This window comes from Desulfosarcina ovata subsp. ovata (genome assembly GCF_009689005.1).
Taxonomy (GTDB): domain Bacteria; phylum Desulfobacterota; class Desulfobacteria; order Desulfobacterales; family Desulfosarcinaceae; genus Desulfosarcina; species Desulfosarcina ovata.
Genome location: NZ_AP021879.1, coordinates 618,590 through 642,392, shown reverse-complemented (window position 1 = coordinate 642,392; position 23,803 = coordinate 618,590). Strand labels below are relative to the sequence as shown.

Genomic DNA, 23,803 nt, shown 5'->3' with positions numbered 1-23,803 from the left:
CTGTGAAAGCGAAAAAGAAACTCGGCGAAATGCTGGTGGAAGGCGGACTGTTGACCGAGGCACAGCTCGACCAGGCCATTGCCGAGCATCAGCGCAACAATATCAAACTGGGCGAATATCTGGTTCGGGAGGGGATGGTCAGCAGTTCCGACATCGTGAACCTGGTCTCCCGTCAAATGGGGATCGAAAAATACCAGCCCGAAACCTATCCCATCAATGTGCAGCTGGCCAACACGATTCCCCTGGACATGTGCCAGAAGCATCAGCTGGTGCCCATCAAGCGATCCGACCACCTGCTGAAAATTGCCATGACCGATCCCATGGATATCCATGCGCTGGACAGCGTTGAGGTTCATACCAATACGGAAGTTGAGGCGGTGATCTGCACCTACCAGGACCTCAACCTGATGATTTCCAGCCTCTACGGAACCTATAGCGGCATCGGCGGGGTGCTTGACGGCATGAGCGAAATGCAGATCGAAAGCGCCCATGACTCGGATCCGGTCGCCATGAACGAAGATGTGGAGGTTCGTTCGCTTCACGACATGGCCGAGGAGGCACCGGTCATTCGTTTGGTCAACTCAATCCTGTCCCAGGCCGTGCGCGAAGGCGCCAGCGATATCCATATTTCACCGGAAAAGGACTATGTTCAGGTCCGGTTCCGGGTCGATGGTAAGCTGCACGAAGTCCCGGCGCCACCCAAGTCGCTAATTTTATTAATAATATCAAGGGTCAAGATCCTGGCGAATATGGATATTTCCCTTTCGCGGGTTCCCCAGGACGGACGTTTTACCGTTCGCATGGACAATAAGGAGATCAATATCCGGGCGTCGACCATTCCCACCATTTATGGAGAGAATCTGGTGTTGCGCCTTCTGGACACCAGCAGCGGTGTCTATTCGTTGGATCACCTGGGCATGAGTGAGGCCGATATCCGCAAGCTGGAACCCATTATCCACAAACCTTACGGAATGATTCTGAGCACGGGCCCCACGGGAAGCGGCAAAAGCACCACGCTTTATTCGATCCTTAAAAAAATCAATCAGCCGGACATCAATATCATTACCATCGAGGATCCGGTCGAATACCGGGTCAACAAGATCCGCCAGATTCAACTGAACCGCAAGGCCGGGATGACCTTTGCCAGTGGGTTGCGGGCCATCATGCGCCAGGACCCGGATGTGATCATGGTCGGCGAGATCCGGGACTCGGAAACGGCCGGCATCGCCGTGCAGAGTGCGCTCACCGGTCATCGGGTACTGAGTACGGTACATACCAACGATGCCGCCGGTGCCATTACCCGGTTCATTGACATGGGCGTCGAGCCGTTTCTGGTTTCATCGGTGGTGTTGGTCTGCATTGCCCAGCGTCTGGTGCGGAAAGTCTGCCCATATTGCAAAACCGCCTGGAAACCGCCCCGCTCAGCCCTCTCTTACTGGGGGCTGGACAAGGTCCAGGGCGCCAATTTTGTTAAAGGCAAAGGATGTTTCAACTGCATGGACAAGGGATACAAGGGCCGTACCGGTATCTTCGAGATTTTGGCGATCGACGAAATGGTCCAGGATATGATCCTGCGCCGCGTCTCTTCCCAGGATATCATGCGCGCCGCCCGGGATGCCGGCAACCTGCGAACCCTCAAAGACGACGCCATACGCAAGGTGGTTGAAGGGGAAACCACCCTTGATGAAGCCATGTCGGCCGTGATGACCTAAAGAAAAAAAGAGCCCTCCAATACCATGGCCAAATATTACTACCGGGCGATTTCAGAAAACGGCACTCCCATTACCGGGTTGATTGATGCCGATACCGTGGAAAGCGTTGCCAGCATCCTCGTGGGGCGTGGCTACATTCCCCAGAAAATAACCGATGCGGCACGGTCCGGGGTCGGATTCCGGCTGACTCGGCTCAAGGAAAAGCTGGCACCGGTCAGGACGCCGGAACTGATCCTGTTCACCAAGCAGCTCAGAACCCTGATCCGCGCCGGCGTTCCCATGCTCAAACTGCTTCAGGTACTGGAAAATCAAACAGAAAACATAAAGCTGAAAAGTATTATCGTCTCCATTGCCCAGGACATCCGTGAAGGCGGAACTCTGTACGATGGCTTTCGAAAATACCCGGGTGTTTTTTCGTCACTCTACTGCAGCATGCTGCTTGCCGGTGAAACCAGCGGGGCACTGCCTGAGATTCTGGATCGGTTGATTTACATTTTGGACCATGACCATAAAATCCGTTCCGAAATCAGTTCGGCCTTGCAATATCCGATTATTGTGATGGTGGCCCTTTTTGCGGCCTTCGTGATTCTGCTGACCCTGGTGATTCCCCGATTTACCGGAATTTTTTTGAGATCGGGACTGAAACTGCCTCTGCCAACGGTCATCTGTATGAAATTGTACACAGTATTGGCCGCATATTGGCCCCTGTTGCTGTTGCTGGCCCTTGTAACGGTGGTTTTGCTGCAACTCTATCTGAAAACCGATCGTGGCCGGTTCAGGCGTGACAAACTCATATTGCATCTGCCACTGGTGGGCGAACTGGTCCTCAAAGCCGCCATGGCGAGATTTGCCAGCATTTTTTCAATCCTCCAGGCCAGTGGAATCTCTGTTCTCGAAACCATGTCTATTTTGAAAGAAACCATCAACAATTCCGCCCTTGCCAGAGCTTTTGAACGCATTGGCGAACGGCTTGAGGAGGGACGCGGAATTGCCGGACCGCTGGCGGCTTCTCCCTATTTCACCCCGATTATCATCAATATGGTGGCCATTGGCGAAGAGTCCGGCAACCTGGATGAAATGCTCCATGAGGCCGCCGACCATTACGATTCGGAACTGGAATATGCGATGAAACGGATTTCCGATTCGATAGGGCCAATCTTAACGGTGTGCCTGGCCGCCGTTGTGCTGTTCTTTGCACTGGCCATTTATCTTCCCATGTGGGATCTCGTAAAAATGGTTAAATAATGAAAGATATTCGCATTAATATCAGCCTGTATGTGATTATTCCGGTGATTTTTGCCGGCATTGCCATTTTGTCCATCATCGTGACTTACAATACCACCGTATCCTACCTGTCCAAATCGATGGATCCACAGCGGCCGGTTTTTTTGTGGGGCACGCTGCTGATCGCTTTCACCCTGGTCTGTGGCGTCCTCATCGTCAAATTCCTGATTGATCCGGTAAAACAGTTTGTTCGTAAAACCAAAAATCTGGGTGTTGTCAAATCCGCAGCGGCACCCACCGATCCTCCGAAGGCCAACGATGATATGGGGCGCTTCACCCTGTTTTTCGATCAGGTCACCGAAATTTTAAGCAAAGTCGAGGCTCGCCAGCTTTTTCCGGACATTATCGGGCAGAGCAAGACCATGCGGGGTGTCTTCAACCAGATCGTCAAGGTCGCACCCAGGGAATCCACCGTGCTGATTACCGGTGAAACCGGTACGGGAAAGGAATTGATCGCACGCAGCATCCACCAACACAGCAAACGGCAGGATAAACCGTTTATTGCCATTAATTGTGCCGCCATTCCCGAAGGGCTGCTGGAAAGTGAACTGTTCGGCCATGAAAAAGGGGCGTTTACCGGCGCCAACCGCAAAAAACCGGGAAAATTCGAAATGGCCGACGGAGGAACGCTTTTTTTGGATGAAATTGGTGACATGCCGTTGGACACCCAGGCCAAGGTTTTGCGCGCCATCGAAGAAAACGCGGTCCAGCGGGTGGGTGGGCTTCACCCCAAGCCCGTGAATGTCCGCTTTATCACGGCAACCAACCATGATCTTGAAAAAATGGTAGAAGCCGGACGATTTCGTAAGGATCTATTTTACCGGTTGAACGTTTTTTCGATCATGCTGCCCCCACTTAGGCATCGACGCGAAGATATTCCCCTGCTGGCCGAACGGTTTTTACATCAGATGGGCCGGGAGATTGTGATTTCATCGGAGGCCCTGCAAATGCTGATGGCCAATGACTGGCCGGGAAACGTTCGCGAACTGAAAAATGCACTTGAATCAGCAGCCGTTCTGGCTGTGGACGACACCATCTCACCGGCGACACTACCAATTTCCGTAGGCCGCGATAGGAACAGCAGGCATCTTTCCAACGGGCGGGAAGGGCCATTGCTGTCGACAATCGATGAACCAGATGATGGGGCGGACCTGGATACGCGGATTAAAAATTACGAACGCAGGGCGATTGTAAATGCACTGCTCGAAACCGGTGGCGTTCAGATCAAGGCTGCGGCCCATTTGGGCATCAAGGAACGCAGCTTATGGCACCGGATAAAGAAACATTCGATAAACATATCGGATTTCAAGCAATAACAATGGGCTCTGAAACCTACAAAATTTGAAGGAAATACCAACATAATTTGAAGGAGTTGCTTTTTCCAAGAAAATATACTACTTGGGTTACGTTGATGGAATAAAATCGAGAATACCGCTTTTGCCTATCATCTGCGGGTCTTATTGTTTTTACAAATGAGAAATATTTTCTTGGTATTATTATTGCTTTCCACTTTTTATTTTAAATAATGTGGCTACCCCAAACAAGCAGCAGAGGCGACATGATGAATAAGCGAAAAGTCGAAGCGCATCTTAAAAACCAGAAGGGTTTTACCCTGGTCGAGATCATTGCCGTTCTGGTCATTCTGGGTATTCTGGCGGCCGTTGCCATTCCGAAATACTTTGATCTGCAATCGGAGGCGAGGCTCAAGGCGCTTGACGCGGCTCTCGCCGAGGGTGTCGGCCGGGTTAATCAACATTTTGCGAAACAACTGCTTCTCGGAGATACCCCCGGACAAATTGTCTATGATAACATAACGCTGGGTACTAACTTGGGAGATTTTACCTTGAATACGACGTTGTTCGGCAATACGAACATCTACCTGATGGTTACTGGCAACAGCAACACCCTAATGCCTGGCCAAACTAAAGGCAGACTAATCCCCCGGCCTGGGTCACCTTAACCAAAGCTAGCCTTTTTCATCAGGGATGTTGGTCAATTGTCTCCAATTCTTTCCGTAAGGAGTTGGAGATGATGGATAGGATCTGCTCTCGATTCACGGCGTAAAACAGTGCATCGGCAAACATGAATGGAGAATGGTAACTTCGAAGCAAACTATCCCAAGATTGGGAACCCTTTTTTATTGCCAAATCTGCAATAAGACGACAAAGGGCACTGTTATCCCCGGCCTGATAAAAAATATCCAATAAAGCAAGAGCTGCACTGAAGCTATTGGGGCATTCCCGATGATATGCCTGCCAAAAAAACCTCGCTTTTCCAAACGCCCCCTTTAATCGGTACGCTTCACCGTAAACCGCCAGGGCCTCAACGGCATCCGGCTTGGCCCTGCGAGCAAACCGGGCATATACCAGTGCCTTGTCGGGATCGCCCGCCATCAATCGAATATTTCCCATTAATAAAAGGAAATCCGGCTCATCGGGCCATTTTTTTAGGAGGTCATCAAGCGTGGATCGAGCCTTTTCAACGTTTCCATTAAGCAAGTAACTCATGCACAGGGCAAATCCCATCTTTTTGGAATGTGCCGTAATGGACATCGCTTTCTCAAAATAGGTTAACGCCAGTGCAAAATCGTGCTCGACCGTCTCATGGTAGATGCCAAGATTGTGATAGGTTACGCCCTGTTGGGACAGATTGAAATAGCGGTTCAGCTGTTCTGCCCGTTGAAGATACGCCAGCGCCTTATGGTTGAAACCGTGCTGCAACAGTTCAATGCCGTAATTATTCTGCACGATGCTCAGGCGGGGAGACTTTTCAGCGTTGTCCTTCCAGAAAATCAATCCATTGCGGAACAAATGGCTGTACGCGAAGCTGGAGTGGCCAATGGTTGCCAGTACGATCGCCCCGCTGATTACTACAAACAGTTGGAATTTTCGGCTGTAGGAAAAGTAAGCCAAAACGTTGATCAGCAGCAAAGCCGGAATGACAAAAATAAACATGGACGGGATATAGTTGCGGTGCTCATAAATCAGTTCCAGACTGATGAAGGAGCCTTCAATCAGATGGTTGATGAAAAAGAAAACCACGGCAAAAGCGACAAGGGGTTGTTTTTTGGAAAGCCAGAACAAGGCACCGAAAAAAAGCGCACCGATGGTAAGGATTGACGGCAGCGTGGACCAGGGAGACCATAGCGAAGTGGACACCTCGATATCATGCACCAGGGTCATTTCGGAAAGCAGTGGATAGAACAATACCTTGAGATAATAGAGCACCACCCGGGGTTCGGTCAGGATCCGTTCCATGGGGGTAAAGGGACGATTGGCGTATCCCCCGATAAGGTCAAGCGGATTGACATAAAACAGCCCGATCAAAACGACGGCAGCCAGCGCCGGCAATACCCGGCAAGCCGTTTTTTTCAGATTCATTGATTGTGGTCCCTGAATCAGCAGGACCTCAAGAAAAAACAGCGAGAGGGGCAGCATGGCGCTATTCTCTTTGGTTCCCAATGCGCAAAGGCCGCATATTGCGCAAGCGGCCAGGCCGAACGCTTTGCCTTTGAGTGTCGGGGACATTCGAAATCTCAAATAGGCATACATGCTCATAATCGTGAACATCCCCGCCATGGACGCCATGCGCTGCACGATGTACGTCACCGCGCTCACCTGAATCGGATGGATCGCCCAAATAAAAGCGGATAAAAGGGCTATGGGATGCGCCATGCTGCGATAGCGTGCAGCGGGTTTGGTGATTAATAGGGCACGGGTGATAAACAGATAAAGAAATGCCGCGGAGATAAAATGGATGCAGAAATTGACCAGATGGTAGCCGAACACCCGGTTTTTCCCGAAATACCAGTTGATCGCGAAACTCATATAGGCCAGTGGCCTTTTGATGCGTTCGGCGCTACCGGGATCCTGCGGCTGCAGATGGATTGACCGGCTCAGATCTTTGAACGTGAGGCGGCCTATATGGATGTTTTTGTTGCTCAGGATATTGGCCTCATCGTCATAGATCCAGGCCCCTGAAAAACTGGCCGCGTAGACAACAATCAGTCCGATAAAAAGGAGCAGCAGCGCCAGGGCCGTTTGTCCCGTGGTTCGATCAAGGTTCAGATTCAATAGGCTATCGCTATCGGATAATGGTTGTTGCATTGCATTTCCAGTTTGAGGAGAAAATCAGGGATTCAAGCACGGTTGATTTGCTGTTTAATTCGGTCTTAACATCTGATAATCAGGGACTATGCATCGATTTCGGCAATTACGCAACCATGCGGGGGTTTCTGCGCTGGAAGTCATGGTGGTGCTGATTATCATCGGGATTATCAGTGTTCTCCTTATCGGGCGCAGCCGCATGGGAGAGGCAAACCTCTATTCCCAGACCGAGGTGATCAAATCCCACATCCGTTATGCGCAGGCCCGGTCCATGGATACCGATATCCGCTGGGGCATCCGTTGCGACGATTCGGGGAAACAGTACTGGCTGTTTTCAGGCGACGACCCCACCGCCAAAAAACACAAACTACCTGGCGAAGAATCAGATACGGTCGACATCGGCCAATACGGGCTCACCCTGACACCGACCACCTTGTCATTTGACGACAAGGGCCGCCCGTACGTAACTATTAACAATGTCCTGCAAAATGATCTGCAATTGACGTTAACCTCGGATGGGGGCACATCAACGATAATTACCATTACCGGCAACACGGGATTCGTCCCATGAAAAAAAAGCGGGTGACCCATTCCGGCTTTACCCTGATCGAAATTATCGTCACCTTGACGGTTGCCGCGATTCTTTCGGTTATCCTGGTGCAGTTCATGGGAACCAGCATCTCAAGGAGTGTGGCTCCCACGCTCTCCATGCAGGAAGGCATGACCCTGCAGGGCATTTTTGAAAACATGAATGCGGACTACAAACGGCTGTTGCTTGTGGACAGCACCCCCCTGGCCACGTTCAAATCCCGTGTGGAGAGCGGCTATTACGGAAGCTACACGGTCAGCCAGAGTGAATACATTGAGTTTGATACGAGCCAGAGTGAAGTGGCCTGCACGTCCAGTCCGTCGGAATGCCGGGTTTTAAAAGTGGCCATCAGCCTGGGGGACCACAGCCTGGTCGAGCTGTTCACCCGTTGAGGATCGGTCATTTCCATTGAAACCGGATATCCAAATGATCACGCCGCCTACCGGAAAACCGGGCGCCGGCTTTACCCTGCTTGAGGTCATCACGGCACTGGTCGTGGTTGCCATCCTCGCGTCCATCGCCTCCATGGGGGTTGTCGCCGCCCTCAACAGCTATGCCGTGGTTCGGGAAAACACGGCCCTGGCGCAGAAAATTCAACTGGCGGCCGCCCGCATCAACCGGGAACTTCTGGAACTGCGGTCTGTGGATAAGATCGGTTCCGCGCCCACCTATCTGGTCTACCGTGATGCCGATGACGAGCCACGCATGATTGCCGAAATCGATGAAACCATCCGGATCTACGACAACCCCGCCGAGAATATCGATGAGGCCTATCTTGAGAATAACGGCGACATCCTCAGCGACCGGGTGGCATCCCTCTCCTTCAGCTATTTCAAGGGCGACAGCGGCTGGACGATCAGCGATGATCGCCGCGAACTGTCCGCGATTCAGTTTTCCATCGATTTGTACCGTAAGGATGTTGCCGGTGACACCGTGGGCCTGAACACGTTGGTTCACCCCAGAAATAACGACAATTACGGCGGCATCAGCCCGACCAGCCTGGCCAGTGGGCCGCCCACCAGCGAACAATACAGCTGTTTTATCTCCACTGCCCTGCCCGTTTCCACGCGCATCGCCGAAGGATCGAAGGCACATTGGATTGGCCTGTTCACCGGCATCGTTTTCATCATCGGCACAGCGCTCGTACGACGGCACCTCAAGGCCAGCGGCGGGCCGTTCAACCGCGGCAGCACCCTGGTGGGCATGATCATCACCCTCCTGCTGTTCACTGCCTTGGGGGCGGCCATCATCCCCATGATCAGCTCGTCGGAGCTTCAGCGCACCGTCGCCAGCCAATCCGAGCAGGCCTATTACCTGGCCGAATCCGGTCTGCGATACGCGGCCAGCCAGTATCTGGCGGCAGATACCGAAAACGATCGCTTCACGGTGCTAAACACCCTTCACGGAACCAGCTATCAACTGGCCAACGACCAGGGGCAATTCGAGGTCCAGTTCACCCCCTATTACCTGTTGGCGGATGCGGACCAGACCAATATTAGCCAACTGACCACCAAGTTTTTTGGAGAACTGGCCGATGGCTATTCGATCCCGGAAAACGGAACGCTAAGCGTCGACAATAACGAAATTTCCTTTACATCGGAATCGATCAGCGGCAACCAAATTACGTTCACACTTGACTCTGCCTTTATGGGAACGGTGGCCAAGGATACGCCGGTCTATCCGGTGGCCCAGGCCAGTACAACCAGCAGCCAGACGTTTTCCACAGGTGGGGACCTGACCCTCGAAGACGGCAGCGGGGGGATGTTTCCCGAGCGAAATGGTGCGGTGGTGATCAATGACATCACTTACACGTACAGTACCTATGATGACGCAACCGATACCCTGACCGGACTCCGGCGAACCGACGGCACGGATTTCACCAATGTGACGGTCAATGCCGGAGAATCCCTGCGCCTGAAAAAATGCATCCGCGTTACGGCCACCGGTTCGGTGGGCAGCGGTGAAATGGCGGCATCGCGCCAGATCGTCTACCATGTCCAGATTCCCGAAGCCAAGGGGACCCAGCGGGTGACGGTCCATGACCGATTCGACAGCCTGGCCGGGTGGAATGCATCCACGCTGGGGACCCATGACATCGCCCAAAGTGAAGAAAACAATGTGCTCAAGGTTACCGGCCTGACCGACACAGGCGGCTCCGATGAAAGTCTGATCACACTGAATGCCGGCCTGGTGAATTTCGATGCGGACCAGTTCGACGTCCAGGTCAAGGTAGGCTTCGATCCGCAGGTGCCGGATTATTTCACCGCCGGGATCAACTTCCGGCTGACCGATGATGGCAACAATACCTATGGGTTGTCGTTTCAACGCACGACCCCGAAAAACGATCCTTCTGACGGCATCGACGCTGCGCTGAAACCCTTTGAAGAAGATGATAAGGTATTGTCTCTGGTACTCTGGCAATCCAAGTCTGGATCAAAGCAATGGCTGGCCTACAAGAAGATCGCGGACACGGTCACCCTTGGGTCCATTACCCCGCCAATATACTGGAGGCCGATTGTCGACGAAGAAAGAGAATCCGTTGAAATCGTCGATCTTTCCCCGGTTCCGGCCATTCCGTGCGACTACACTGCCCGAAAACTGATCTGGGAGAGCACATGCCAATCGCTTGATATTTTAATCAACAATCTTGTTGTCGCAGAGAATATGGGAAATGGCGAGCTTGATATTACCGATGCCTATTCCACCGGTTCTGAATTCAGCCTCCGTTTACGTATCGGTGGTACAGACATAGCCGATCCTTGTACGGTCAGCCGAATTGACGTTGTCGCCGATTCTTTCAACCTTGATAACGCCACCCTCCTGGTACGCTTCAAGTCCGCCCAATGGCTCAAATTCGAGTACACCCCCACCGTCACCGACATCGTAGCGCCGGGCGACCGCATCGACCAGTCCAGCGGTGAATCCAGTGCATCGGCGACGGTCTACGGCTATCCGCTGATGACCGGCGAGACAACCGGGACGCTGCTGCTGGAGAACGTGGTGGGCACGTTTGAACCCGGCGCCTTTTCGGTGGCCGGCAAGACCGATCTGGCCACGGTTACCAGATATGACGGTAAAACCGCCCATTTCATCAAGGCCTACTACGGCCTGCCGGATGACTGCGGGACCGCCGATGACACTCCCACACAGCTGGATGCGGACAAGCTGGGCAACCCGCTCGATCCGGAATCATTGAACTGGCCGCCGGATGAAGATACAGAAATAAAAGTCGATGACGATCACTTTACTCTGATCGATTGGGATGCGGTCAACAGTGACATCACTACGATTTCCCTTATGGCACTCACCGGCGACGCCCCCAGCATATCGGCATCCGTTTTGACCGACACCTGGAACGTCGTCATCCGCAGCGCCGAAACCGACCTGACCGGCACCGATTCCACCTTCGGCCTGCACGCCTTTGGCGATGGCGCACTCAACGTCTATTTTGACGATTTCGGTTACCAGTCCTTTGTCAACCTGCCGGTAACGGTCAGCCAGCCGCTGCAATACTAAAGCGCCATCAAGCCTTCAATACCATATTATCCCTTGACCCAAACGCATGGCCTCAAGTAGATAGAGGCCTGTTTTTTAAAATTGAAAGCGGCTTTTTTTGGATACCTGGCCGACAACCCGGCATTGCATCAGGAGAAAATAAACGTGGAAACGCATGAGTGGGTGAGAAAAGCGCTCGCGTCCGGCAGGCGTGCCCTGACCGAAACCGAATCGAAAACCATTTTGGGTGGCTATGGTGTGCCCGTCGTAACTGAAACCATTGTCTCCACCGCCGACGAGGCGGTGGCCACGGCCCGGCAAATCGGTTTTCCCGTGGTGATCAAAGGCATCGGCGAGAACCTGCTCCACAAAACCGAAAGCGGCGTGGTGCATCTGAACCTGAACGATGCGGCAGCCGTATCCCGGGCGGCGGGTCAGATTCTCAATACTCTCCCGGAAATTAAAATTCTCGTTCAGCCGCAGGTCGTTGGCCAGCGGGAACTTGTGGCCGGGATTTTCCGTGACCCGCATTTTGGTCCGGCCGTTCTTTTCGGCCTGGGGGGCATCTTTACCGAAGCGCTGTCCGACGTTGTCTTGCGCCTGGCGCCGCTGACCCGCGAGGATGCGCTGGATATGATCGAATCGGTCCGTTCCCGCCGGTTGCTGGATGCTTTTCGCGGAGAGGCGGCTGTCGACCGGGAGTCGCTGGTGGGCACGCTGATGGGGTTGTCGGCCATCGCCACTGATATTCCCGAAATTGCCGAAATCGACATCAACCCGCTTATCGCTGCTGCCGACGGGACGCTCGCGGCCGTGGATGCCCTGATCACCCTGGCGGATCCGGACAATGTCTCCGCCGTATCGCCGCCGGTGCCCCCACCGGCCATCCACGCCTTTTTCCACCCCCGATCGGTGGCGTTCATCGGCGCCTCGTCCCAAATGGGCAAATGGGGGCACACACTGCTCTGCAACACCATCAGTTGCGGTTACCAGGGAGAAATCTACACCGTCAACCCCAAGGGCGGCGTGATTGCCGGGAAACCGGCATTCAAACAGGTGGGCGATATTCCCGGTCCTGTGGACCTGGCGGTGGTAACCGTTCCGGCGGCCGGGGTCATGGATCTGATCCCTCAACTGGAAGCCAAAGGGGTCAGGAACATGCTGCTGGTCACCTCCGGATTCGGCGAAATCGGGAGCGAGGGCAAACGGCTCGAACGGCAACTGGTCGACGCTGCCCGTGACGCGGGTATCCTTGTGCTGGGACCCAATACCATGGGGATCGGCAATCCGCATATCCACTTTTCTTGTATGGCCACCGGGGGCTGCTCAATGGCGGGGACCACTGCGGTTGTATCCCAATCCGGTAATATGGGGGCCCAGCTTTTGGCCTTTGCCGAAAAACAGGGAATCGGCATCCGTGCCTTTTCCGGTTCCGGCAATGAAGCCATGCTGACCATCGAAGATTATATGGAAGGATTCGAAGTGGACCCGTTGACCGAGACAGTGATGCTTTACATCGAAAGCGTCAAGAACGGTCGTCGGTTTTTCGAAAGTGCCCGCCGGGTCAGCCGCAAGAAGCCCATTGTTTTGCTCAAGGGCGGTCAGACCGATGCCGGCCGCCGGGCCGCTGCCAGCCATACCGGCGCCATGGCCTCTGACGTGCGCCTGTTCGATGCCATGTGCCGCCAGGCAGGCATTGTCAAGGTGGATCAGTCCATGGAACTGCTGGATCTTTCGGCAGGCTTCGCGTCACTGCCCCTGATCCGGGGCAACCGCATCGCCATCATGACCCTTGGCGGCGGCTGGGGGGTCATCACCTCCGATATGTGCAACCGATTCAATCTGGAGGTCCCCGAATTGCCGGCAGCACTGATTGCCCGGATCGACAAAATTCTGCCGACGTATTGGAGTCGTACCAATCCCGTCGATCTGGTCGGTGAAAATGACCTCGACATTCCCCTTTCCGTGTTGGAGGCATTGCTGGAGTGGGATGGGTGCGACGGGGTGATCAACTTGGGCATTTTCGGTAGGCGTTTCCTTGTTCGGCGCCTGGCGGATTCGGTGGCCCGTGCGGACGACAGTTATACTCGGAAAATGCTTGAAGAAACCGTCAGGACATCCAGCGATTTTGAGAAACGATACATCCGGGAAATTGTCCGCTTGATGGAGAAATTCCAGAAACCGATTTTCGGTGTCAGTATCTTGACCGAAGAGAACGATTCGACGGTCTACCCGGTCGACGGACATGATTTGAAGGCAATATTTTTTGAAACGCCTGAGCGGGCGGTAAAAACGGCCGCCCGGATGGCCGAGTATCGGCGCTATCTCTCACGCGGTTACTGAAATTTTGGTGAATGGATGCTTTTCTCTCTGGATTCGTCACTTCTGATTGCCGCCGGGGCCAGTTTCGTGGCCGGTGTGCTGGGATATATCATCGCCAGATTCTGGATCAAGCCGATTGTCCGGTACAACATCGCCAAGCGGAAGTTGGACCATCATCTCGGTGTTTACCTGAACATGATAGATGACCTTGCTCAGACCCCAAAAAAACAGGCCGGCATTATTCAGGAAACATTGCGCACGGCCCGCAAACATGGCATGGACCTGGTATCCTGTTACAGCTCGGACCTGCCCTACTGGTACCGATTGCTACTGGAGAGTCGCCAGGAATCACCCACGGAGGCATCCGGTCTGCTCACCAACCTGTCCAAAATGCGCGATCGGCAGCAAATTGAAACCCGTATCGCCGAAGCCCGCAATAAGCTGAATTTGAAATCCGATCATGGAAAAAAAACAACCTGACCATCTTTCCCGACCCATTTTGGCATTGGGTGAAGACCGGCTGCACACGTTCCTTCTGGTCGACGATTCCATCCGTGGGGCGGTGATCGGCGGCAGCCGAATGATCAACCAGATGCGCTGGAACCACGAACTGGGTATCCTGGAAACCCTGGTGCTGGGACACGCCTATCTGGGGGCCTGCCTGATGAGCGCAACGCTCAAGGGCAGGGACCGGTTGCGGTTGCAGGTGGACTGCTCCGGCCCCATCAAGGGGCTGGTGGTGGAAGCCAGTGCAGCCGGCGACATCCGCGGGTTTTTAAAAAATGTACCCATTCCGGTCGAAAAACCCCTCGAAGACAGCAACCTGTCGCCATTTTTCGGTGCCGGCTTTCTCTCGGTAACCCGCATGCTGGAAGATGCCAAACAGCCGTTTACCGGACAGGTGATGATCGCCCACGGCAATCTGGCCAAGGATCTGGCCCACTATTATCTCACCTCCGAGCAGATCCCCACCGCGTTCAGTCTGAGCGTTAAATTCGATCGGCAGGGCCAGGTGACCGCAGCCGGCGGCATGGTGCTTCAGGCCCTGCCCGAAGCCGACGATGCGGTGGTCGGTCAGCTCGAGGATCGGGTGGTGTCCCTGCCCTCCATCGGCACAGCCCTGACCGAAGGAAAAACGCCACAAGAATGGGTTTCCACCCACTTGCGTGCCTTCTCTCCCCGTTTTATCGACCGGCGACCGGTTGGTTTCAACTGCCACTGCAATCGGGATCAGATTCGCAACCTGCTCACCCTGATGCCGGTTGACGAATTGAAAGACATCCAGGAAAAAGGCCCCTTCCCGGTGATCATCCGCTGCCATCACTGCAACACGGCATACGCCTTTGATCGGGAGCAGATCGACCGGATCGTAGCCATGCGCTTTTCCGACTGACCCGACCGGTGCGCCTTGATCCTTAGCCCCGCAGGATTCGCCGCCTGTCCTGTCCGAGGGAGGCTTGCGATCCACCGCGCGTGTAAACAGAACCAAACAAACCGGAAGACCCCCTTGAATGGTTGACCGCATACCCCCCACGCTCATTGTGCCCATTGCCGGGACCACCTTTTTCAAACTGGTGATCAATGTCGCCCGTCGTTTCGCCTACCCTTTTGCTCCGGCCCTGAGCCGCGGGATGGGGGTATCCCTGTCGGCCGTCACATCGCTGATTGCCATCAATCAGGTGACCTCTCTGCTTGGCGCACTGATCGGCCCCCTTTCCGACCGGCTGGGCTATCGACGCATGATGATCGTTGGCATGGCCATGTTGGGCCTGGGAATGCTGGCCGCGGCAATCTTCCCATTTTATGCCGTGGTCCTAACGGCCCTGCTTCTGGCCGGACTGGGCAAAAGCATCCTCGATCCGGCCGCCCAGGCCTGGGCCGGCAGCCGGGTGCCTTACCGGCGACGGGCCATGGTGATCGGTATCATGGAAATTTCCTGGTCGGGCAGCACATTGGTGGGCATTCCCCTGATTGCTGTGCTGATGGAGCGATACGGCTGGCGGTCGCCGTTTCTGCTGATCGGCGTACTGGGCCTTACCGGGATGATCGTACTCTTTTTCATCATCCCGCCGGAACCGCAACAGGGCCGCAAAGCGGCATCCACGAGTCCGTATCTGGGTGTGTATGCCGAACTGTTGACGAACCGGCCCGCTCTGGGGGCCATGGGGTATGCTTTTTTCGTCAGTGCGGCCAACGACAACCTGTTTGTCGTCTACGGCGCCTGGCTGGAGAGAAGCTTCGGGTTGGGGCTGGTGGCTCTGGGTTTGGGAACCAGTCTCATCGGAATGGCCGAATTGGTGGGTGAAGGGCTTACAGCCATGGCCGCCGACCGCATCGGTGTCAAGAGATCGGTTTTTACCGGCGTGAGCCTGTCGATGGCCGGATACTTTCTCCTGCCTTGGCTGGATGCGTCGTTGCCCGCGGCCATGACCGGTCTGGCGCTGCTCTTTTTAACCTTCGAATTTGCTATGGTATCCAGCTTTTCCCTGTGCACCGAACTGCTGCCGGGCTTCCGGGCCACCATGATGGCCGGATTTTATGCCATGGCCGGACTGGGCCGGGCGTTTGGCGCTCTGACCGGCGGGGCCGTGTGGCTGGACGGCGGTATTTTGGCCACCGGCTGTCTGTCCGGGGCGCTGACCCTGATCGCCATCGTCTGTCTGGTGGCCGGGTTGAAAGGATGGCGGCAAACCATCACCTGATCGGGATTCATCTACCGCTGAACATTTTCGGGTTTGACCAGTCGGGCGGCGGCCAAATGTAAGCCGGCGATGGTCTTGGCGTCCTGAATGGTTCCGTCGGCGACCATCCCCAAGGCGTCGCTCAACGCCACCGGGTGAACAAAAAGCAGTTCGTCTTCATCCAGGTTCTGTTCCGCAAGGCTCAACCCGGTGGCCAGATAGAGATAAATGCGTTCATCCGAATAGGCCGGCAGGGGGAGGATTTCAGCCAGCTTTTCGATCTGCCCTGCCGTGTAGCCGGTCTCTTCGGTCAGCTCACGCGCCGCACACGTGTCCACATCCTCACCGGGATCCAGCGTGCCGGCCGGGATCTCCCAGATAAATCCGCCCACGGCATGGCGGTACTGCTTGAGCAGCAGAATGCGTCCGTCATCCAACACCGCTACGATGGCGGCGGCGCCGGGATGGCGGATCACCTCCATATCCATGGTAACACCATTGGGCAGGGTGACGTTCTCCGCATAAAAGTCAAACACGCGCCCCTTTCGGATCAGGGCGGTGTGGTTTACGATGGCTTTGTTCATTTTTTGTCCTGATGATTGTTTTTGATGTGCGCGACCAGTTCGCTAACGGTCTGCCCCCCGGGCGTGGTCGCCTGGGGATTGCTAGCCAGCAGCGCCTCCCAGGCCGCCAGGGCGCCCTTCTCATCCTTGAGGTCGTGAAAAAGAACGATCCCCTTGTTGAATCTTGAAATTTCATGGCCGGGGTCGACCTGCATCGCCCGGTCAAAAGCGTCCACCGCTTTTTGCGGATTGCCCGCCCTGCGGTACATCACCCCCAGATCGGTCCACACATTGGCGTCATGGTCGTTGATCGCCAGGGCCTTTTCGTAGGCTGCAATCGCCTCTTCGGCCAAGCCGAGATCAAAGTACTGGTGGCCCAGTTGAATCCACGCTTCCGGATCATCGGGATGAGTCTGGGCGCGCGCCTTCAGGTCGTCGATAACCTTCTGGCGGGCCTCATTCATGATCGGAGCAGCAATTGCCCCTTGTTGCGGATCGGCAATGCCACCGACCTTATAGATACCAAAGGCCACTCCACTGACAAAACCGACCAGTAGTGAGACCACCACCAACCAGATGACATTTTCCGATTTGATGTATCCGGATATCTTTTTTGAACCCATTTATTTTCTCCTGAGAACGACGGTAACAAACGGTATGGCATAGTTATTTGCAAGCGCATGGAGTTACCATGCCGGCGAGAAGATGTCCATGGCCATGATAATCACCCGGCACAGGATCTGCCATTGGAGAAAAGTGTCACCATTATGGGAGGCGAACGGTTGTGGTGCGGGCGGATGAAGAAGGGCCTACATCTTATCCTCCATTCCGAATTTTTCCCGGTACTCAGGAATTTCGATGATCGGCGGGCGTTCATGCTGCTCGAGGGTGTGGATTTCGGATTCAAGCTGGTCACGGACCAAATGGAATTGGATCATCTCGTTGAAGATATCCTGTTTGAGGTTCATCCGGTCAAGATCCTGCAGCCGCTTGAGGAAAGTCTTGATGATCACAAAGGCCATGCGGCCCAGTGCCTTGGTGTCCTGATTCTTATGGACCCGCCGGTCCAGGTCGACCTGGGCCATCACGTCGAGTCCCCACTTTTCGAAGATATCGATCAGCATGCCGGTCTCCACCCCGTAGCCGATATGGAAGGGAATTTTTTCGAAAATGCTGCGAAATCCGGCATACTCCCCGGAAAGCGGCTGGACGAATTGGGTCAGATCCGGCATGAACAGAGAAAAAAGCGGCCGGGTCACCAGTTCCGTCACCCGGCCACCACCGGTGGGCCGTAATTTGTTGTCCCCAATGGCGATGGGCCGATCGTAAAAAGCCTTGGTAAAACGGATGGTATCCGAGAGCAGCAACGGGCCGATGAGGCCGTAGGCGAACCGGTGGTGAATGTTTTTGATATCCGCATCGATGTAGACGATGATATCGCCCCGGGTGACATAGAGCGCTTTCCACAGGTTTTCCCCCTTTCCCATGAAACGGGAGAGGGCAGGCAGAATGTCATCGGCCTGGTAAACCATCACCTCGTAGGCACGGGCGATCTCGCGGGTCTGGTCCGTCGATCCGGAATCAATGACCACAATCTCATCCAGAAGCGGGTGGCGGATCATCAGCTCCGACTTCATGATCACAATCTCCTTGGCAATAGTCCGCTCTTCGTTGAGCGTGGGCAGGCACAGGGAGATGGACAGGTTTTTGCGCTGTTTGGCCGCCACCAGGCGATCGAGGTCTTTGAATTTACTGTGATGGAAGGTATTGGTTTCGATCCAGGATTTATTCATGGCTGCACATCCCGCTGTCCATGGCCGCCACCAGGGCCGGTATTTGGGCGATCCCCTTGAACAAAGGCTCGATTTCCACCATGGCGCCATCCTGATGAAAATGGTTGCCCCGGGTCAGGCCGAGGGTGATTGCCGGAATCTGTTTCTGCAGGAAGATGGACAGTGCCGTCTCGCTGGGCTCACTGACCGCTTCCACACCCAACCGGTATAAAATACGTGCGGCACATTTGACCAGGGGATGGTTGTAGGCCAGTTGTGTGGCATTGAGGTGGCTGATGATAGACAGCTTCAAATCAACTGCAAAAGATTTGTTGATGCCGTTGACGATATCTTTGATGTCGCCGTACAATTCCCTGACCATCCGGTCGGAATCACTGCGGATTTCAAAACCGATACTGGCATCGAAGGCTTCCTGGCCGTGATTGAACCCGCCGGCAATTTTTCCGATGACGATCTGGGTGCGCGGCTTTTGCGGCAATCTGAGCTTCAGGATCGCGTGGATCACTTCGTGAATGATCAGGATGGCGTTGGGCTGATGGTGGCGGCCCATTTTTTTTTCGGATGCGATGCTGCAGCTGATCTCCCCCCGGATCATGCCATCGGAATAATAGTTCAGCCGACCCAGTTCAACGCTTTCCAGGCAGATCGCGCCTCGAACCGGTGTCGGCCAGGTTTTCAGCAACTGGCGGATACCCTTCAGGTTGCCCGGTCCCAAGGAGTGAACCGGCGCGACCAGAACGATGTCCGACTCAAAGACCATTCCCAGGCGGCGGAAGACTTCCGGTAGCGAGGCCATGACCCCCACGGCAGCGGAATTGTCCGACACCCCCATCCCGCTGATGGCTTTATCGGTCACCGTGTAAAGGGTATCCGAGGTTGTTTCGCAAAAGGTGTCCAGATGGGCCACGATAAAAATAGCGCTTTTGCTGGAGGCCCGGCCACGGATGATCCCGACCGGATTGCCGAAATCGTCGACGGCGCAGTCGTCCACCTGGAAATCGGCCAGCCGTTCGACCAGGCGCTCAGCCCGACGCTGTTCCCGGAAGGTGGGTGCCGGGATCTGGCCGATCAGCACGATATTACTGATAATGATCTCCCGGATGTCGCTGATCTGCTCCACGAAAGCAGGCAACTGGTTCAGGATTTCTTCCATGGCATCCTCATGGTCAATGATTGCCGATGGCCGGGATGAGCTGGCGCAGATCGGTGACGATCAGGTCCGGTGCCAGATCTTTCACGCGGTCATCGGTGGTGCGCATGCGCAGGGAGCGCCGATCGCCGGCAAAAAGGGCCGTGGTAAACCCCGCGGCGTCGGCCGGCAGAATGTCGTTGCGCATGTCATTGCCGACATACAGAACGTCATGGGGGGGGAGGCCCATTTCTTCAAGTATTTTGCCGGCCCGTTCGAACATGATGCCACAGGGTTTTGCATGGCCTTCCCGGTAAGAGAAAAAACAGTACCGGGCATCGAAAGTCAATTTTTCAGGCTGCGGACCAAAAACCCATTCCAGCACAATCGGTGTATAAAACTGGGCGTTGGAAATGATCCCCATGGGAATCCTGGCACGGCGGACGGCGGAAAGCAGTTCGCCGGCACCGGGCATGGGATAGATCGGGTTGACGATCAGTTCATGGGCCAGAGCAAAGGCTTTCAGTGAATCCATGTTGTCGATTCCCAGCACCTCCCGCCAGATCTGCAATATATCCACTTCGGGGGTGTCGACGCCCATCTCCCGGGCCTTGGCGTGGGACGACCGGATGGCTTGCGCCAGCGATAGAGATAACTTTTCCGGCGGCTGCTCAATCCCAAATTGTTTCAAAAGAGCCAAGATGGCCGTTTCCTGTGGCGCGGGGTTCTGATCGATGCCAATCTCACCTGCCCCGCTGATCAGCAGCGTACCATAGACATCGAAAAAAAGGGCTGAAAACGGTCTCAGCTTGTCCAGCACCGGTTCGACGCCCGTTGGAACCGGTGCCATCGGGTGGATATACTGTCTCAAAATCGTTTTCAGGTTATGCACTGGCATTCCATTTAAGCAGTGAAAACCGCTCCAGATCAAAAAACGCGGATAGCAGGGCCGTCTTGTCGATCCGATGGCAGACCGGTTTACTGACGACCAGCCGGTAGATTTCCATGAGCCGTTCGCCGCAGGCATGAATGGCGTAATGCCGGGCCACGGCACGACGGTTGTGAGTGATGATGGCTGCCGGGTTCGACGGGACACCAATTGCCGCCAGCCATGGGTTCAGGGATCTCAGGGTCCGCTTGCATGAAGGATCATGCAGCACTTTTTCAAGAACCTGGCGCTGAAACGGTTCGTTCAGTATGCCGAAATCGACCTGCCCCCGCACGGTCAACCAGTCATAGGCGGTACGGACACCTGTTTTGTCCAAGGGAAATCCGAACGTCATGGCCGCTCGCAAAACAGTCGCCTGCCATTGGTCCGCAAACGTCTCCGCATCGATCCAGGCCAACGGAACATCAAGACGGTCGTAGAGTCCTTCCAGATGAATCCCCTGTTTTTCAAAATCCCTGCAAATGGCTTTCAGTCTACGACCCCACACGAATTTACCGGCGGTCCAGGGTTCGAGATAGGCGAATCCGAATCCCTCGGCAATGCTGGTGGTGATCATCGACTGCGCCGCCCCCACCAAAACGGCAAAATCCGTTTTTTGGCCGGCGGCGAAATCCACGGGCAATGGGTGCCCCTTTGCCCAATCGACCCATTCCCGATACCGGTAAATATCCGCCGGGCTGTTGGGCGGCTGGGTGATGGCGAGCCGAAGCCCATTCTCTAAAAACAGGGAGAGCAGAATCGCCTCTCCGATGTTTTTGCGCCGGATGGCCCTGACCGGGTAAAGAATCAGCTCTTTTTTCCCCTGGCCTGGCGATACGGGCAGGGGCGTAACGGCGTTGGGAAGAAGGTGCAGTCCCTGGGCCTTCAGCCCAGCCTTTATAAGAATATCTGCATCGCGGCGGTTGATCACACCATAATGGCAGTCCGCCGGGTAGCTTTCATCAAAGTAGGCATCGGGACGGCCATCTTCGGCAAAATCATGAATCTGCAGAAAGAACTTGACCCCTAATTGTTGCAGCCGTTTAATGATCCGCAGAAATCGACGGTTTTTGGCCAGCGTTGGATTATGAACATGGATGAGGTCACAGCCTTCCGGCCAGACCTCGCAAATGGCCTGTTGGACCATTTCGGCAACGGCTTCCGGCGGCACGGTATCCATGTCCGGCCGGTCGTACCCCAAGCCAGGGATTTCCACCACCGGGCAGGCCATTCGGGTTCCGGCCCGATCGCCCGTCAGCACAAGGGTTTCACAGCGCCCCTGAAGAGCGGAGACTTGGTTTTTCAGAACGGTGGTCACACCGCCGGTCTTCAGGTGATAGTGAACGAAGGCGATCTTCATGGCGTTTCGGCCGGTCGAGAAAAATCCGCCGTGATGTATTGAACGGGCAGGCTGAACGTCTCAAGTATTGAAAAAATGTTTCCTTTTGTCAACTGCTGCCAACCATCAACAAGGCTGTCCGTCATTTCTGTGGGACGATTCAGCCCTATAACTGTCCAGCCAGACCGTGGCATAGGCGGGCATAACAAGTTGACCGGCCTGCATCGGCTTGCCGCTCAGCCGATCAATCAGCCTGCTTTCGCCATTCTCGCCGGGCAGGGCAACGGTTACGGTATCACCCGAGAAATTGGTCAATGCAGATATGGTCTGGGCCTTACAGCGCCGCCTTACCCCAAAAATCCGTGGATCCAGATCGAGAACCTCCATGTCCGCCTGGGGGTGAAACGCCGGCTGATCCGCGCGGACGCGCAGCATTTTCAGGTAGGGATGAAAAATACGGGCCCGTGGATGGCTCGGATCGGCCAGTTCGCCAAGCACCGCATCCATCTCCAGGTGAGCCCGGTTGATAGATCTCGCCCGCCCGCTCATGCGCACCCCTTCCAGCCAGTTGGGGCTTCCCAATAAACTGTGCACGTAAATCCCGGGCACCCCGGGAAAGGCCAGGGCAACGGCCTGGGATGCCAGAAAGCGGGGAATGTGCAGGGGATCGGTGGATCGTGAAGGATCTTTCAGGGCGCTCAGATAGGTAATATTGAGTTCATAGGGGCTGGTCGACCCGTCGGGATTGGTCTTTTCGGAAACCTTGCCGCCATTTTGGCGGACCCGGTCTGCCAGCCAGCTGATTTCCGATGGCGGCAGAATCCCCTCCAGCGGGCGCACGCCGATGCCGTCATGGGAAGCCGTGAAATTGAAAAATGTCGTACGCACGGAAGGGGTTTTAAGTGTTTTGACCCACTGGCAAAACCGTTTCGCGCTTCCCGTGCACAGGGCGTGGAGCAGCAGCGGTGGCAGGGTAAAGTTGTAAACCATCTGGGCTTCGTCGCTTCCATTGCCGAAATAGCTGACGTTTTCTGCGTGGGGAACGTTGGTTTCCGTAACCAGGGCCACCTCGGGGGCCTGGAGGTCCAGTATCTTTCTAAACAACCGCACCATGTCGTGGGTCTGGGGCAGATGGATGCATGTGGTCCCGATGGTTTTCCACAAGTAGGCGATGGCGTCCAGGCGGATGAGGCGGGCCCCTTTGGAGACGTACAGAAGCAATGTTCGAACCATCATTTCGAGTACATCCAGACTTGCATAGTTCAGATCCACCTGGTCGGGACTGAAGGTGGTCCAGACCGATACCCGGCAGCCGGATCGCTTCTCGAAAACCGTCAACAGCGGTAAGGTCCGGGGCCTGGTGACAGCGGACAGGTCGGTCGCCGGATCGACCTCAATGGCCAGTTGGGCGAACCCTTGACGCTCGGCCAGATAGGATTCAAACCAGTGGCTTCGAGCCGAGACATGGTTGGCCACCAGATCGACCATCAGTTTGAAATCGCGGCCGATGGCCTCGATGTCGGACCAACTGCCCAAATCGGATCGCACCGCCATAAAGTCGGTCACCGAAAAACCGTCGTCAGAAGAAAATGGGAAAAACGGCAGGATATGGATGCCCGATACGGCGCCCTTGAGAGTGTCACAGAAGCTGTGGAGGACCTTCAGCGGACGCTCGGCTGGCCGGCGCAGGGTATCCGCGTAAGTGATCAGGATCGCATCGGCCTGAGTGAATATTGAATCCACGGGCGGGGGCGGCACGTTCCGGGAGCGATCCAAAATGGCGGTCAACCTGGCGAACGCGGCATCGCCTTTGAGAGGCCCGTAAATCCGCTGCAGAATCGATTTCATTTTATCCTCCTTCA

Annotated in this window: 19 protein-coding genes; 11 read left to right on the top strand and 8 right to left on the bottom strand. The window is 55.1% G+C overall.

Annotated elements, in window-relative coordinates; all coding sequences use genetic code 11:
• Window positions 1–2 precede the first annotated feature (2 nt).
• The 4 genes from GN112_RS02870 to GN112_RS02855 all read left to right on the top strand — a co-directional run bounded on the left by GN112_RS02870 (window position 3) and on the right by GN112_RS02855 (window position 4,956).
• Window positions 3–1,712, top strand: coding sequence for a GspE/PulE family protein (locus tag GN112_RS02870; RefSeq protein WP_155308850.1), 1,710 nt, complete (start codon window positions 3–5; stop codon window positions 1,710–1,712).
• A gap of 24 nt (window positions 1,713–1,736) precedes the next feature.
• The gene (locus GN112_RS02865; protein ID WP_155308849.1) at window positions 1,737–2,957 is read left to right on the top strand and encodes a type II secretion system F family protein; all 1,221 of its coding nucleotides are present in this window, start codon (window positions 1,737–1,739) and stop codon (window positions 2,955–2,957) included.
• Window positions 2,957–4,312, top strand: a complete 1,356-nt coding sequence (locus tag GN112_RS02860; RefSeq protein ID WP_155308848.1) for a sigma-54 interaction domain-containing protein — start codon at window positions 2,957–2,959, stop codon at window positions 4,310–4,312. The genes GN112_RS02865 and GN112_RS02860 overlap by 1 nt, the downstream gene beginning before the upstream one ends.
• A gap of 242 nt (window positions 4,313–4,554) precedes the next feature.
• Window positions 4,555–4,956: a type IV pilin protein gene (locus GN112_RS02855; RefSeq protein WP_197743244.1), complete on the top strand. Its 402-nt coding sequence runs from the start codon at window positions 4,555–4,557 to the stop codon at window positions 4,954–4,956.
• A gap of 19 nt (window positions 4,957–4,975) precedes the next feature.
• Here the strand turns inward: GN112_RS02855 and GN112_RS02850 are convergent, their stop codons facing one another.
• Window positions 4,976–7,102: a tetratricopeptide repeat protein gene (locus GN112_RS02850; protein ID WP_155308847.1), complete on the bottom strand. Its 2,127-nt coding sequence runs from the start codon at window positions 7,100–7,102 to the stop codon at window positions 4,976–4,978.
• A gap of 88 nt (window positions 7,103–7,190) precedes the next feature.
• On the opposite strand from GN112_RS02850, the gene GN112_RS02845 reads away from it, so the two are divergent.
• From GN112_RS02845 to GN112_RS02815, 7 genes are all read left to right on the top strand, one after another.
• Window positions 7,191–7,673, top strand: coding sequence for a prepilin-type N-terminal cleavage/methylation domain-containing protein (locus tag GN112_RS02845; protein ID WP_155308846.1), 483 nt, complete (start codon window positions 7,191–7,193; stop codon window positions 7,671–7,673).
• A complete protein-coding gene (locus tag GN112_RS02840) occupies window positions 7,670–8,083 on the top strand; it encodes a PulJ/GspJ family protein (RefSeq protein ID WP_155308845.1) in 414 nt (137 codons plus the stop codon). Before GN112_RS02845 ends, GN112_RS02840 begins: the two co-directional genes overlap by 4 nt.
• Window positions 8,084–8,117: 34 nt before the next feature.
• Window positions 8,118–11,207, top strand: coding sequence for a prepilin-type N-terminal cleavage/methylation domain-containing protein (locus GN112_RS02835; protein ID WP_155308844.1), 3,090 nt, complete (start codon window positions 8,118–8,120; stop codon window positions 11,205–11,207).
• Window positions 11,208–11,351: 144 nt separating this feature from the next.
• Entirely contained in the window at window positions 11,352–13,529 is a 2,178-nt protein-coding gene (locus GN112_RS02830; RefSeq protein ID WP_155308843.1) for an acetate--CoA ligase family protein, read from the top strand.
• A 15-nt stretch (window positions 13,530–13,544) separates the two neighbouring features.
• The gene (locus GN112_RS02825; protein WP_155308842.1) at window positions 13,545–13,988 is read left to right on the top strand and encodes a hypothetical protein; all 444 of its coding nucleotides are present in this window, start codon (window positions 13,545–13,547) and stop codon (window positions 13,986–13,988) included.
• A complete protein-coding gene (locus GN112_RS02820) occupies window positions 13,969–14,901 on the top strand; it encodes an Hsp33 family molecular chaperone HslO (RefSeq protein WP_155308841.1) in 933 nt (310 codons plus the stop codon). Before GN112_RS02825 ends, GN112_RS02820 begins: the two co-directional genes overlap by 20 nt.
• A 118-nt stretch (window positions 14,902–15,019) precedes the next feature.
• Window positions 15,020–16,210, top strand: a complete 1,191-nt coding sequence (locus GN112_RS02815) for an MFS transporter (RefSeq protein WP_155308840.1) — start codon at window positions 15,020–15,022, stop codon at window positions 16,208–16,210.
• Between the two features lie 11 nt (window positions 16,211–16,221).
• Here the strand turns inward: GN112_RS02815 and GN112_RS02810 are convergent, their stop codons facing one another.
• The 7 genes from GN112_RS02810 to GN112_RS02785 form a co-directional block, all read right to left on the bottom strand.
• Entirely contained in the window at window positions 16,222–16,773 is a 552-nt protein-coding gene (locus tag GN112_RS02810; RefSeq protein WP_155308839.1) for an NUDIX hydrolase, read from the bottom strand.
• Window positions 16,770–17,375 carry a tetratricopeptide repeat protein gene (locus GN112_RS02805; RefSeq protein WP_155308838.1) on the bottom strand — a complete coding sequence of 202 codons (606 nt, stop codon included), beginning with the start codon at window positions 17,373–17,375 and terminating at the stop codon, window positions 16,770–16,772. The genes GN112_RS02810 and GN112_RS02805 overlap by 4 nt, the downstream gene beginning before the upstream one ends.
• A 186-nt stretch (window positions 17,376–17,561) precedes the next feature.
• A complete protein-coding gene (locus GN112_RS02800; protein ID WP_155308837.1) occupies window positions 17,562–18,545 on the bottom strand; it encodes a glucosyl-3-phosphoglycerate synthase in 984 nt (327 codons plus the stop codon).
• Complete coding sequence (locus tag GN112_RS02795) at window positions 18,538–19,698, bottom strand: zinc-binding metallopeptidase family protein (RefSeq protein WP_155308836.1); 1,161 nt, start codon at window positions 19,696–19,698, stop codon at window positions 18,538–18,540. Before GN112_RS02795 ends, GN112_RS02800 begins: the two co-directional genes overlap by 8 nt.
• A gap of 13 nt (window positions 19,699–19,711) precedes the next feature.
• Window positions 19,712–20,566 (bottom strand): HAD family hydrolase, encoded by an 855-nt coding sequence (locus tag GN112_RS02790; protein ID WP_162458748.1) that lies wholly within the window; start codon window positions 20,564–20,566, stop codon window positions 19,712–19,714.
• The gene (locus GN112_RS33520; protein ID WP_162458747.1) at window positions 20,559–21,962 is read right to left on the bottom strand and encodes a glycosyltransferase family protein; all 1,404 of its coding nucleotides are present in this window, start codon (window positions 21,960–21,962) and stop codon (window positions 20,559–20,561) included. The genes GN112_RS02790 and GN112_RS33520 overlap by 8 nt, the downstream gene beginning before the upstream one ends.
• Window positions 21,963–22,067: 105 nt before the next feature.
• A complete protein-coding gene (locus GN112_RS02785; protein ID WP_155308834.1) occupies window positions 22,068–23,789 on the bottom strand; it encodes a sugar phosphorylase in 1,722 nt (573 codons plus the stop codon).
• Window positions 23,790–23,803: the final 14 nt, after the last annotated feature.